General features: G+C 61.1%; 7 protein-coding genes. 3 read left to right on the top strand and 4 right to left on the bottom strand.

The genetic code is table 11. From position 1 onward, the window contains the following. Positions 1 to 29: 29 nt before the first annotated feature. From C9990_RS17325 to C9990_RS17310, 4 genes are all read right to left on the bottom strand, one after another. Positions 30 to 410 (bottom strand): hypothetical protein, encoded by a 381-nt coding sequence (locus tag C9990_RS17325; protein WP_106804087.1) that lies wholly within the window; start codon positions 408 to 410, stop codon positions 30 to 32. Continuing rightward, complete coding sequence (locus C9990_RS17320) at positions 407 to 5206, bottom strand: RHS repeat-associated core domain-containing protein (RefSeq protein ID WP_106805679.1); 4800 nt, start codon at positions 5204 to 5206, stop codon at positions 407 to 409. The genes C9990_RS17325 and C9990_RS17320 overlap by 4 nt, the downstream gene beginning before the upstream one ends. Positions 5207 to 5364: 158 nt before the next feature. Then, the gene (locus tag C9990_RS17315) at positions 5365 to 8448 is read right to left on the bottom strand and encodes an efflux RND transporter permease subunit (protein WP_106804086.1); all 3084 of its coding nucleotides are present in this window, start codon (positions 8446 to 8448) and stop codon (positions 5365 to 5367) included. A gap of 2 nt (positions 8449 to 8450) precedes the next feature. Continuing rightward, on the bottom strand, positions 8451 to 9557 hold the full coding sequence (locus C9990_RS17310) for an efflux RND transporter periplasmic adaptor subunit (protein ID WP_106804085.1): 1107 nt from the start codon (positions 9555 to 9557) through the stop codon (positions 8451 to 8453). Between the two features lie 101 nt (positions 9558 to 9658). On the opposite strand from C9990_RS17310, the gene C9990_RS17305 reads away from it, so the two are divergent. The 3 genes from C9990_RS17305 to C9990_RS17290 all read left to right on the top strand — a co-directional run bounded on the left by C9990_RS17305 (position 9659) and on the right by C9990_RS17290 (position 13419). Continuing rightward, complete coding sequence (locus C9990_RS17305; protein ID WP_106804084.1) at positions 9659 to 10864, top strand: multidrug effflux MFS transporter; 1206 nt, start codon at positions 9659 to 9661, stop codon at positions 10862 to 10864. Positions 10865 to 10940: 76 nt separating this feature from the next. Beyond that, positions 10941 to 11807 (top strand): pirin family protein, encoded by an 867-nt coding sequence (locus tag C9990_RS17300; protein WP_065909908.1) that lies wholly within the window; start codon positions 10941 to 10943, stop codon positions 11805 to 11807. Between the two features lie 166 nt (positions 11808 to 11973). Then, positions 11974 to 13419, top strand: coding sequence for a mechanosensitive ion channel family protein (locus C9990_RS17290; RefSeq protein ID WP_106804082.1), 1446 nt, complete (start codon positions 11974 to 11976; stop codon positions 13417 to 13419). Positions 13420 to 13469 lie beyond the last annotated feature (50 nt).

The raw sequence follows: 13469 nt of genomic DNA, 5'->3' as shown, positions 1-13469 counted from the left end.
GTCTTCGAGGTTTGCTATTTGAGGTAATACTATTCATTTCCTACGTTTATTTGATTATGTGATTCTGTCTTGCTGCGGTAACTCTTGAGGCGTTCAAGCAATACTGTCATGAACGCTCTTTTGTTAGTTATGTCGTCTTCGAAGTATGTGTCAAATAGATAAAAGACAGATTCAAAATCTTCCTCTTTCGATAGGTAATGCTCAATAGTTTCTATAAACCAAACCTGCTCATCCTCCTTGTAGGAGAGGAATTCCGGCTTGGTTAAAATGTCGAATAGCTCTGAAAGTTCAGTTGTGCTATTTACATTTTTTGAAGTTATGACTTCTTCTCTTTCTAGGTTTTTGGTGTTTTCTGTGCTGTAAGTAAATAATAAGCCTTGCAAGATCGCGAGGTCTGGTTTTCTTTTCATCTGTCGAATTCCGTATAGGCTGTGATCGGTTTTCCATCTGTATTTAAATGCACGACTGCTTTAGTTTGCTTTCCATATTCTAGTCCTTCTCTTTTATATCCTTCGCCGATAATTTTCCCTATGTCCATGGGTCTTGAGGTTCCTGCTCGGCCATTGAGTTTAAATATCAGAACAGCTCGCTCAATTGCATTAAATTGATCTCTGTGACTCAGAAAATGCGTGGCAGCACTTGGTGGTCTTGGTGTGCCTGCTCTTCTTCCTCTGTCAAAGGTCTCGATCTCGCCCGTAGTCGGATTTCTAGCCGTTGTTACCCGCTCAAGTTGAGACTCCAAAGTGGTTTGAGCTCCATGTTTTTCCAAAAAGTGTGCTCCTGGAATTGATGTCTCAAGCTCCGATAATCGCCGATGAATGTTTGACTCAGCCAGCTCATCAATTCTTGCTTGACGCTCAGCGTGCGTTAGTTGTGGTAAAGCAGGCTCTCCGTCATTGACGTTTGGCGCAGAACTTTGAGAAATGGCGCCTTGCTTGCAACCCTCTCCCCCAGGACATGAGCTTAACCCTAACGGATCAACCCATCCCGTAGGATTGGGCACGTATTGGTAGGCGTTAATCCCTCCCGCCAGCTTCACCGGATCCGGCGTCAGGTAGCGGCCAACATCCGGATTGTAGTAGCGATGGCGGTTGTAGTGCAGCCCGCTTTCCTGGTCAAAGTACTGGCCTTGGAAACGCAGTGGGTTGTCGACTTTTCCGACGTCTAGGCGGCTGATTTCTCCGTAGGCACGGTAATGCGCGGACCAGACGATTTCACCATCCGGGGCGGTGAGTTCCTGTGGGGTGCCCAGGTGGTCGAGTTGGTAGTGATAGGGGGTGGTGGCTTTTGGGCCGAAGCCTTCCAACAGGGCCAGCGGGCGGAAGCTGTCAGGTTCGTAGAGATAGCTGCGATGACGATCCGCGTGATGTTCGGCAATCAGCTTGTCGCCTTGCCAGAAAAACTCCGTGGTTGTCCCATCAACGGTTTTGCTGATCCGCCGCCCAAACGGGTCGTAGCGATAGCTCGCGGTTTGGCCGTTGGGTTGGGTGATTCCGATGAGGCGGTGCTGGCAGTCGTAGCGGTATTCGGTGATCAGCGCGTGCCCACGGCCACGTCGTTCGCGGATCAGGTTGCCGAAGGCGTCATAGTCGTAATGGCGGTCGCCCTGGATCATCAGCCGGTTACCAGCAACGATGTCCGGCCCTGGGCGGTCTTGCATCAGCAGGTTGCTGGCCGGGTCGTGGCCGAAGCGTTCTTGCACATCTTGCGAGTGGTCGGCGCGGGTCAGGCGGGCGAGGGGGTCGTAGTGGTAGTGGTGTTCGCCTTTGCGGGTGTCGAGCAGGCGGGTGAGGTTGCCGGATTTGTCGTAGTCGTACTGGCGTTGGTAAAGGGTGTGCTGCTGTTGACTGACGGCATGGGCGTGCAGGCGCTGCTGGTCGTCGTAGTGGTAGTGACTGATCAACTGGCCTTGTTGGCGTTGGTGTTCCTGGCCAGCTTTGAATAGATGAACAGTAAGGACTTCACCGTTCAGTTCGACGGTGGACAGGTGGCCGCCCTTGGCGTGATTGAACACCACGCGATTGTTGTCGGGCAGACGCAGGTGTTGCAGCTGCCCACAGGCGTCATAGCCGTAGCGCAAGGTTCCCCAGCCCTGGTGTTCGGCGATGAGGCGGTTTTGTGGGTCGTATTCGTAGGCGAGCGCCCAGTGGCCATCGTCGACGCTAAGGAGGTTGCCTTGGCGGTCGTAGGCATAATCGACGACGCTGGCATCGGGAAGTACTTTTCTTACGAGACGGCCAGCGTGATCTCGCTCATAACGGGTAATCAGCTGACTGCCATCATCGCCGTGCTCGGTTTTTTCCTGCAGGTTGCCGTTGAGGTCGTAGGCATAAGCCGTACGTTGGCCGTCGAAGCCGACTTCCTGCTGGATCAGGCCATTGAGGTGATAGTCGAGTGTGTAGGTCTCGCCAACCTCGTTTTCGATCTCGGTCAGCAACAGCCGAACATTGTCGTAACGGTATTTGACCTGGCTGCCATCGGCATTGATGCGCCGGCTGATCAGGTGCAAACCGTCGGCGTATTCGTAGCGGGTGACATGCCCCAGCTCATCACGCTCGGAGGTGATCTTTCCGTAGGGGTTGTAGCTGTATTCCCGCGCCGCACCACCTGGCAACACGACACGAGTTAGCCGCCCGACGCTGTCCCACTGATACTCGGTCAGCGCCCCATGCGCATCCTCACGCGCCACCTGCCGCCCGAGGTCGTCATAGCGGTAGCGCTTGACGCCGCCATTTGGCAGTTGTTCTTCCAGTAACTGACCACGCTCGTTCCACACCAGCCGATGGCAGCTGTTGTCGGGAAACCAGACCCCGGTCAGTTGTCCCTGCTTGTCGTAGCTGTAGTCCGTTACGTTGCCTTCGGGATCAGTCTTACGAACGATATCGCCCTGGTCATTACGCTCGTATTTCCAGGCGGCGAGGCCCTGCCTTACCACCCTTACGAACCCATTGTCATGCTCGTAGGACGTCGGCTCATCGTCCCCCGGAAACACCGCCACCAAGCGTCCGGCTTCGTCGTACTGATACGCCGTCACCGCGCCCAGCGGATCCTGCTCGACCGTCAACCGGCCTTTGTCGTCGTAGGATCTGAAATGCTCGGCACCATCCGGATCAATGCGCTGCACGAGTCGCGCACGCTGGTCGTGCACGTAGACTTCCTGGCTGCCATCAGCGTTAAACACCGTGACCTGCCCGTGGTCATCCCAGGCATAACGCGTGTCCATCTGCGAAAAGCTCGCCCAGTGGCGGACACAGCGCGCGGCCTTGCCAGCGCGTTCCCACGCCCAAAAGAAACTCGCGCCACCGGCCAACTGCCGCTCAAGAATGACGTGCTGATCGTCGTACCGATAAACCTCGCGTTCGCCGACGGCATTGGTCGCCGAGACCAGTCGTCCCAGGTCGTCATAGGCGTAGGAAACAACGTTGTGCTCGGTCATCCACTCGAAAGGACCGCGGCCCTTGGCGCGCTGGATCTGGTAGTCCACCGCGACGATGCGACCCAACTCATAACGCAGGAACAGCGAACGCCCGACACCGTTATCCAGCCGCTCAATGCGCCCCAAAAGATCCCGGGCAATGCGCAGCCGGTTGTCATACGCATCGCTGATAGCCGTCAGCACACCGTCGCGAAAGTGGTAAAAGCGCGACGCCTGGGCCAACACCAGTTCATCCGGCGAAGCACCTAAATAGATCGCCGCTTCGGCCAGGCTATTGGTGATTGCAGGTCGAGCAACAGTCGGCATCGGAAACGAAGTAATGCGATTCTCATGGTCCGTCCACACGACGCAATCGCCCGAGACTGCAAGCCGATGCGCCAACGAGTGACTCCAGCCAAACCCCAACCCGCCATCCACTTCCACCGCGCTGGTGCGGTACAAGCGGCTCCACTCAAACGGCAAGACTCCATCCAACGTGCCATCGGTGAGAGTGAGCAATTCCTCGCCCGTGACCATCGAGACCGGGCAGCCATTAGTGGCGGTCTTATCCGCAGGCGCCGCCGAGTCCCCGTTTGGATTCTTGCCAGCAGCAGGCACATCGTCGACATGCTCCTGCCGAACCAACGTCGTCCGCTGCGTCTTGCCGCGAACCGCCGGCACCGGGTTGGAAACCAACTGATCCCCAGCCTTCAACGGCACATCCGGAATCACCTTGATCGGCGTCGCTGCGCTTCCCAGCAACAACGGTTTGGCCGCTTCGACATGGCCCTGCACACGAGATTTCCCAAATTGCCTGGCCACCTGTTTGAACCACTGGCGCGCACGACGAGACTTGATGCCGTCCAGGACCTTGGCGCTCATGCCGATCGCCACGCCCATCGCACCGGTGGCGAGGGCCAGCAGCAGGTTGATCAGCACTTCGGCGCTGATTTCCCCGAGCAATTCATTCATGTACGGCGGCGGCATCATCCGCATCCAACTGACCAATACCGACAAGTAAATGAACAGCAGCGGCTCATCGCTGAGCACCAAAATGCCTTTTGCGAGGATTTCGGCGCTGAGGTTCAGGAGCTTTTCGAGTTCGGCGCGGGACAGGTAATGCAGCAGCTTCTCGGCATTGGCAAGCGGGTCCATAAGCCACTGAAGCAGCTGCTTGAGGGAATCCCAGAGTTCATACAGCGCATTGCCAAATCCCCGGGCGTAGGCTCGGTGCAGCATCAGGTAGCGCTTGAGGAAATTGGCCTCGGAGTAGTCCGCCCACAGCGGTGCAAACGTGGCGTCCCACTCGCTGCGCAGCCAGCCCTCCAGCGGCCCGATGACCGACTGATAGGAGGCATACAGCGCCTTGAAATGATCTTGGGAGACGTTGGGGTAGAAACTGATGCGGTACTGCTGGTTACGATCGCACTCGGTAACTTCCAGAATGCCGCTGGGTCCGATGGTTTTATGGATGGGCGCCCCCAGCGGGCCGCCGTTTGGGTCGATACGCTGCAACATCACGGGCGTATTGCCGATGGGCACGAACCTCGAACTCTGGAACATGTGCACCAGCGTCAAGGTGCCGTTGGCCTGGCACGCGGCGACGGTACTCCTGGGAAGGATCGAACGGTTGATCGGCGCGACAAGCGCCACCTCACGGCCGACCTTGAATACCTGCTCGACATCCAGCGCCGAAGAGCTGAGGACGCTTTGCGCCAAGGTTTCGTAGGAATTGAGGCAGCGCCTGAAGTCGCTGAGCACGGCTTCGACGTCACGCGTCTTGGCATCCATGGCCGTCAGCAGCAGAAGGCCGATGGTTTGGCTGGTGGCGTTGATCAAGGCGCACCCACCAAAACGGCGGGGCTATCGAAAAAAAACATCTGCAATCCCTCGCACTGTGTGATCAGGCGAGGGACTTTGCAGCGGTTTTTAAGTGATATCTGTAGTGCTTATCCGGCAGTCAGGTGGGATGTTTCAGCGGCAGTTGTCTTCTCCCGGCCCAGCACCAGGCTGCAGAGTGCCGGCAGGAACAACAGCGTCAACACCGTGCCCACCAGCACCCCACCAATCAGCACATACGCCAGGGACGACCAGAACACCGACAGCGTCAGTGGAATGAACGCCAGTGCCGCCGCCAGCGCCGTCAATATCACGGGCCGTGCACGGCGGACGGTGGCTTCGATGATCGCCTCGCGGATCGGCATGCCATGGTCCTGGTTCTGACGAATCTGGTCGGTAAAGATCAGCGTGTTGCGCATCAGGATCCCGCCGATCCCGATCAGCCCCAGGATCGCGTTAAACCCGAACGGCTGGTTGAACAGCAGTAAGGTCGGCACCGCGCCGATCAAGCCCAGAGGGGCAGTGGCGAAGACCATGAACATCACGCCAAACGAGCGCACCTGGAACATGATCACCGTGAGGGTCAGCAGGATCATGATCGGGAACAGCGCCGCGAGCGCGACGTTGGCCTTGGCGCTTTCTTCTACCGGGCCACCGATGTCGATCTGGTAACCGGCAGGCAGCTGCGCGATCAGCGGCTGCAGGTCTTTGTACACGGCCATTTCCACGTCGGGCGGCTGCACGCCGTCGATGATGTCGGCGCGTACTTCCACGGTGGTCGCGCGGTTGCGGCGCTTTAGGATCGGTTCTTCCATCACTGCCTGGAAGTGCCCGACCTGGGCCAGCGGCACCGAAGTGCCCGCGCTGTTGGTCAGGGTCATGTTGTTGAGATTGCCGAGGTTCTCACGCTGGTTGCCCTGGGCGCGGGCGACCACCGACACCGTGCGGTTGCCTTCGCGCACCTCGGTAATCGGGTTGCCGCTGAGCAAGGCGTTGAGCTGGGATTTGACCTCGTTCGGCGTGAAGCCGAGCAGGCGCAGGCGGTCCTGATCGAGGACCAGGCGATAGCCGCTGGTGCGCTCGCCCCAATCGAGGAACGCGTCCTTGGTCAGCTTATTCGCGGCGACGACCTTGCGTACCTGCTCAGACACCCCGCGCAGTACATCCAGGTTCGGGCCGCTGACGCGAAACACCACCGGGAACGGCACCGGCGGGCCGAACAGCAGTTGCGTCACGCGCACTCGTGCCGCTGGAAACTCACCTGCGGCAATCCGCTCGCGCATGCGCAATTTCAGTGCGTCGCGGGCGTGGGAATCCGGGGTCTGCACGATCAGTTTGGCAAACGCCGGGTCCGGCAGTTCGGGGTTCAGCGAGAGGAAAAAGCGTGGCGCGCCGCCGCCCACGTAGGTGTCCACCAGGTGGGTCTGCGGCTCTTGCAGCAGCGCTTTTTCCAGTTGCGCGGCCACCGCCTCGGTGCTCTTGAAGGCACTGCCGGGCGGCATGTACACCTCAAGAATCAGCTCGGACCGATCAGAGTTGGGGAAGAACTGCTTCTTCACCACGCCCATGCCCAGCACGCACAACACAAACGCCGCGACCACCAGTCCCGTCACCAGCCAGCGCCGCTGCACGCAGGTTTGCACCAGGGTGCGCAGTTTCTGGTAGTAACGCCCGGCATAAATCGCGTCGTGGCCGCCGGGTACCGGCTTGATCTGCGGCAGCAACTTCACCCCCAGGTACGGCGTGAACACCACCGCCACCAGCCACGACGAAATCAGCGCGAAGCCGACGATCCAGAAAATATTGCCGGCATATTCCCCGGCGCCGGAACGCGCGAAGCCCACGGGCAGGAAGCCGATGATGGTCACCAGCGTGCCGGTCAGCATTGGCGCGGCTGTCGAGCTCCAGGCGAAGGTGGCCGCGTGGATCCGGTCGAAGCCTTCCTCGAGTTTCACCACCATCATCTCGATGGCGATGATCGCGTCATCCACCAGCAACCCGAGGGAAATGATCAGCGCGCCGAGGGTAATACGGTCGAACTCGCGCCCGGTGAGCAGCATGATCACAAACACCACCGACAAGGTCAGGGGCACCGCAGCGGCCACCACCAGGCCGACGCGAAAGCCCAGCGCCAACAGGCTGATCACCATGACCACCGCCAGGGCGACGAAGAATTTCAGCATGAATTCGTTCACCGCCAGGCTGATGTTTTTTGCCTGGTCGGAGACTTTGGCGAAGTTCACGCCGAGCGGCAGGTCCGCCTGGATTCTGGCTTCCTCGGCCTTGAGGCTCTTGTCCAGTTCCAGGCCGTTCCAGTGTTTCTCCATGATCACGCCGAGCATCAGCGCCGGGTCGCCCTGGTGGCGGATGCGGTAACTGGGCGGGTCCTCATAGCCACGGCTGACGGTGGCCACGTCGGCGATGCGCAGCACGCGGCCGTTGACTTCCAGGGGCACGTTTTCGATCAGCGCCAGGCTGTCGAACGCGCCGTCGATACGGATATAGGCGCGCGCACCGGCGGTTTCCACAAAGCCCGACGGTGCCACGGCATTTTGCGCGGCGAGGGCGGCGAAGATCTGGTCCGGCTTGATGCCCAGGGTCGCCAGGCGTTCGTAGGAGAACTCGACAAAGATCCGCTGGGCCTGCTCGCCGAGGATATTGACCTTCTTCACGCCCGGCAGGTTGAGCAGGCCCTGGCGCAGGTCTTCGGCCATCTGCACCTGTTGCCGATGGGGCAGGTGCTCGGCTTCCAGGGCGTACAGGGCAAAGTACACATCGGAATATTCATCGTTGAAAAACGGCCCGATCACGCCCTTGGGCAGTTTCGCCGCTTCATCGCTGAGCTTTTTGCGCGTCTGGTAGAACAGGTCCTGGATTTCGCTGGGGCGCGTGGACTCCTTGTAGGTCATGCGCATCGACACAAAACCCGGCTGGGCGATGGTCTCGACGCGGTCGTAGTAGTCGAGTTCCTGCAGGCGTTTTTCCAGGCGGTCAGCGACTTGCTCCTGCATTTCCTGGGCTGTGGCGCCGGGCCAGGCGGCGGTGATGGTCATGACCTTGACGGTAAACGACGGGTCTTCGGCGCGCCCCAGTTTGCCGAAAGAGAAGATCCCGGCGGCGAGGATCGCAATGATCAGAAACAGCGTGACCGCACGGTGCTTGACCGCCAGTTCGGAGAGGTTGATCCCGCGCATGCTCAGTGGTCCTGTTTGCGGTTGAGGGCCAGTACCTGGGCGGGCAGCAGGCGCACGGCGTCGCCGCTGTGCAGCAGGTGCGCGCCGAGGGCGACGATGGTTTGGCCGGGGGCCACGCCGCTGTCGAGCAGGGCATCTTCCTGGCCGAGGCTGGCGACTTTCACCGGGGCGAAGCTGACCTTGTCATCAGCGCCGATCAGCCACACGCCAGTGCCTTGCCCTGCATCTTGCAGTGCGCCGATCGGCACGCGGGTTTGCTGGGCCTGGCCGTCGCCTTGCAGGCGCACGGTGATGGTCGAGCCGAGGGCAAAGCGGTCGACAGCGCCGTGCAGCACATAGCGGGCGCGGTAGGTGCGGGTCACGGGGTCGGCACTGGCCGAGAGTTCGCGCAAGGTCGCGGTCACCGCCTGGTCGGGGGCGCCGAACGGGAAGGCCAGGGCTTTCTGCGAGGCCAGGTCGCGCTGGTTTTCCGGGAGATTGACGATGGCTTCGCGCGCGCCGTCATGGGCCAGGCGCGCGACGATTTGCCCTTCGGCGACCACTTGGCCGCGATCCACCCGCACGTCGGTGATGATGCCGTCACCGTCAGCCTTGAGCACGGAGTAGGTGCGGCGGTTTTCAATCTGGCTGGCATCGGATTGCGCCGCGGCCAATTCGGCTTCGGCGACACGCAGGTTGGTGGCCGACTGGTCGAAGATCTGCCGCGACACCGCGCCGGTACTAGCCAGGCGCTGGTAGCGGTTTTCATCATCGCGGCGCTGGCGCAGCTGCGCCTGGGCGGCATTCACGCGGTTTTTGGCCGAGCGCAGCGCCAGCTCGAAGTCGCCGATGTCCAGCACCAGCAGGGTATCGCCACGGGACACGTGCTGGCCGGGGTCGACCTTGCGCTCGATGACCTTGCCGCTGACGCGGAAACCCAGGTCACTCTCGGTACGCGCCGCGACCACGCCGGTGTAGGCGTTCTGCTGCGTACCGGCAGTCTCGACCTTGGCGGCGAGAACCGGGCGCGGTGGGGGCACCTCGGCGGCGGTGTCGGCTTTGCTGTTGCAGCCGCTGATGACGATCATCAGGGCCAGGGGCGTGAGAAGACGCAGGGGGAGAGGGTACATGGCGGGCTCCGGGGAAAACCTGTGGGGAAAAAATTATGGACATAATTTTTTACTCATATTATGGTCGAAATATAAATTAATCCAGCCCCCGGATATTCCCCATGGCAAACGCCCCGGCACCCTCGCGAAGCCTGCTGTTTTTACTGGTGGCCCTGACGGCCCTGGGTGAAGTCTCGACCCAATTGATCATCCCCGGCCTGGGTGTGATCGAGCAGGCATTGGTCGCACCGCCGGGTTCGGCATTGATGGCGCTGTCGGCGTTTGTCGCCGCATTCGGCCTGGGCCAACTGGTGTTCGGGCCGCTGTCAGACCGCATCGGCCGCCGTCCTGTGCTGATCGGCGGGCTGGTGCTGTATGTGCTGGCAACCTTGTCGATGCTGCTGGTCAGCGACATCCAGCAATTTATCGCGGCCCGCGTGGTGCAGGGCCTTGGCGCCTGCGCTGCACTGGTATTGGCGCGCACGGTGGTGCGTGACGTGTGGAAGGCCGAAGCGGGGCCGGCCCTGGCGCTGACCATGATCGGCATGCTCTACGCCATTGTGGTGGCGCCGATGGTCGGCGGCCTGCTGATCAAACTGCTGGGCTGGCACGCACCGATCCTGCTGGCGCTGGTGATTGGCAGCGTGGTGTTGCTGCTGGCCCTGGTGTTTTTTCGCGAAAGCAACCACTACCTCGACCCCAAGGCCGGCCATTGGCGCACCCTCGGCGGGCAGTACCTGGATTTGCTCAAGGGCCGCCAGTACCGCGCGTTCGCCGTGGCCCTGGCGTGCACCTATGGCGCCATGTTTGCGGTGATCGCCGGGTCGTCAGCGGTGTTTATCAACCTGCTCGGCTTCAGCAGCCTGGAGTACGGCATCAATTTCGGCCTGATTGTGTCGATGCTGATCGTCGGCTCCACTTATACGCGGCGAAACATCCTGCGCCTGGGACCGCAGCGGATTGTAGCGATGGGCGTGACGCTGGTGGCCATTGGCGGTATCGCGGCCATGGGCATTTATGCGGTGTTCGGCCTGTCCGTGCTGGGGCTGGATATTCCGATTGCCCTGGTAACCCTCGGCGGTGGCCTGGTACTGCCCGGTGCGGTCACCGGCGGGGTGATGCCCAACGCGCACCGCGCCGGATTGGCCGCGGGGCTGATGGGCTTTGCGCAGATGTTCGGCGCGACCGGCAGCGGCCTTTTGCTGAGCCACTGGCGCGACGGCAGTGCCGCGCCGATGATCATCATCCAGGCGTGTTTTGCGTTGACGGCATTCGTGGCTTTCCACCTGCTGCGCCAACGTCCGGCCAAGGGATTGTCCTATACATAGGACATTCAGGGCCGCTTTTGCCGGCTAGTACTCAACACTTTGTGGACTTATGGTGTACTCACTTTGGAGGTACACCATGAAAAAGTTGATCGGCATCTACACCAGCCCGCGCGCCCATTGGGTCGGCGACGGCTTTCCGGTGCGCACGCTGTTTTCCTACGATTCGATGGGCAAACACATCAGCCCATTCCTGCTGCTGGACCACGCCGGCCCGGCGGATTTCACCCCGACCGAGCAACGTCGTGGCGTCGGGCAACACCCGCATCGCGGCTTTGAAACCGTGACCATCGTCTATGACGGTGAAGTCGAGCACCGTGATTCCACCGGCGCCGGCGGCAAGATTGGCCCTGGCGATGTGCAATGGATGACGGCCGCCAAGGGCATCCTGCACGAAGAGTTCCATTCCGAAGCCTTTGCCCGCAGCGGCGGGGTGATGGAGATGGTGCAACTGTGGGTCAACCTGCCGGCCAAGGACAAAATGGCCGACGCGGGCTACCAGACGATTGTCGACGGTGACATCCCGGTGCTGCCGCTGCCCGACGACGCCGGGCACCTGCGCCTGATCGCCGGTGAGTTTGCCGGCTCCCGTGGGCCTGCACGCACCTTCACCCCGATCGACGTGTGGGACCTGCGCCTCAACGCCGGCAAACCCGTGACATTGGCGCTGCACGCAGGACGTAACACCGCCCTGGTGATCCTCAGCGGCACGCTGCTGATCAACGGCGAAGAGGTTGCGCGCCCAGGCCAATTGGCGTTGTTCGAGCGTGACGGCAGCCAACTCACCCTGGAGTCCAATGACGACGCCAAGGTGCTGCTGCTCAGCGGCGAGCCCATCGACGAACCGATCGTCGGCCACGGCCCGTTCGTGATGAACACCGAGCAGGAAATCCATCAGGCGTTTGCGGATTTCCACTCGGGCAAGTTCGGGCAGATGCACGCCTGACGACCCGCTGCAAAACCCTGTGGGAGCTGGCTTGCCGGCGATAGCATCAGCGCGGTGTAACGCATACACCGAGGCGCCTGCATCGCCGGCAAGCCAGCGCCCACATTTTGTTTCCAGCGTTCCGATTTCATGCGATCTTCCCGTCATTCGCCCTGGAGTCGCCTGGATGCCCTCATTTATCGCTGATCACCCGATGTTATGCGCCGTGGCGCTGATCTTTATCGACATCGCCGTGTGGCGCCTGATCTCCGCCAACCTCGCCAACTGGAAGCTCGCCGCGCGCCTGGCGATCTTCGCGGTGTTCAGCGCCGTGCTGTTCAACGACGGCATGAACCCCATGCAACTCGCGCCCTACACCGACAACACCGCCTTGCACCTGGCCGCCACGGCCTTGCAGATCGGCTGGTGGCTGTTTGCGGCGCGCACGCTGACGGTGTTGCTGGGCACCGTGATGATGCAACGCGTCGGGCATACCGGGCGGTTGTTGCAGGATTTGATGGGCGCGGTGATTTTCCTGATCGCGATCATCGCCGCGATGGCCTACGTGCTCGACCTGCCGGTCAAAGGCGTGCTCGCCACGTCCGGGGCGGTGGCGATCATTGTCGGCCTGGCCTTGCAAAGCACCTTGAGCGATGTGTTTTCCGGGATCGTCCTCAACACCACCAAGCCCTATCAGATCGATGACTGGATCTCGATTGACGGCACCGAAGGCCGCGTCACCGATATCGACTGGCGCGCCACGCGCCTGCAAACCTCCCAGGGCAGCATGGCGGTGATCCCCAACTCGCTGGCGGCCAAGGCCAAGATCATCAATTTCTCGCGCCCGGCGGACATGTTCGGCCTCGCGGTAAGCCTGCAGGTGAGCCCCCATGCACGCCCGCAAACCGTGATCGAAGCACTCGAGCGCGCAATGCAGGGCTGCCGGCCGCTGCTGGCGACGCCCGCGCCGAGCGTCGCGTTCAAGACCTCCGCCAGTGGCGGCGTCGAGTATGAAATCAGCGGGTTCGTGCCGGCCATGGCCCTCAAGCGCGAGGTGCGCAACCAGCTCTACGACCTGGCGTTCCGGCACCTGCAGGCGGCGGGCGTGGGGTTGCTGTCGGCCACGGAAAGCGGCGCGCCACCGGCCATGTCCGCCGCGCGGGCGTTGCTGGAGCGTTCGTCGATTTTCTCGACCTTGCGCCAGGAGGAGAAAGACACCTTCAGCCAGAACATGACCCTGCACACTTACCGCGCCGGCGAGATGATCCTGCCGGCCGGGGAGGTCAGCGATCATTTGTTTATCGTCGAGTCGGGAGTGGTCTCGGTGATGCTGACCAAGGGCGGGCGCAAATTCGAAGCCGGGCGCATGGGGCCGGGCGAAGTGATTGGCGAGGCGGGGATCCTGTCGGATGAGGCCGCGTTGGCCGACTTTTCGGCGAAGACCTTCTGCACCCTGTACCGCATCGAGAAGGAATACTTGAAGCCGTGCCTGGATGCGCGCCATGACATCAGCGAAGCCATGAAGGCGCTGCTGGATTTCCGCGTCCACGCCGCGCAGGCCTTGACCCAGGAGGCGCCGGTGGTGCCGGCCAAGAAGGGCTTCCTGCAGTGGCTGCGCCAACGCGGCCTGTGAGGTGTAAAACCGACTAACCTGCGTTTTTTGCACGTTACCCCGCGCAATAA

Origin of the sequence: Pseudomonas sp. S5D5 (assembly GCF_003013355.1) — a bacterium.
GTDB classification, from domain to species: domain Bacteria; phylum Pseudomonadota; class Gammaproteobacteria; order Pseudomonadales; family Pseudomonadaceae; genus Aquipseudomonas; species Aquipseudomonas aylmerensis.
This window is presented reverse-complemented; position numbering and strand designations above follow the sequence as displayed.

Bases quoted from the DNA above. Each gene is read 5' to 3' on its own strand.
- C9990_RS17325 (WP_106804087.1), bottom strand. From the start codon at position 410: ATGAAAAGAAAACCAGACCTCGCGATCTTGCAAGGCTTATTATTTACT.
- C9990_RS17320 (WP_106805679.1), bottom strand. From the start codon at position 5,206: ATGGATGCCAAGACGCGTGACGTCGAAGCCGTGCTCAGCGACTTCAGG.
- C9990_RS17315 (WP_106804086.1), bottom strand. From the start codon at position 8,448: ATGCGCGGGATCAACCTCTCCGAACTGGCGGTCAAGCACCGTGCGGTC.
- C9990_RS17310 (WP_106804085.1), bottom strand. From the start codon at position 9,557: ATGTACCCTCTCCCCCTGCGTCTTCTCACGCCCCTGGCCCTGATGATC.
- C9990_RS17305 (WP_106804084.1), top strand. From the start codon at position 9,659: ATGGCAAACGCCCCGGCACCCTCGCGAAGCCTGCTGTTTTTACTGGTG.
- C9990_RS17300 (WP_065909908.1), top strand. From the start codon at position 10,941: ATGAAAAAGTTGATCGGCATCTACACCAGCCCGCGCGCCCATTGGGTC.
- C9990_RS17290 (WP_106804082.1), top strand. From the start codon at position 11,974: ATGCCCTCATTTATCGCTGATCACCCGATGTTATGCGCCGTGGCGCTG.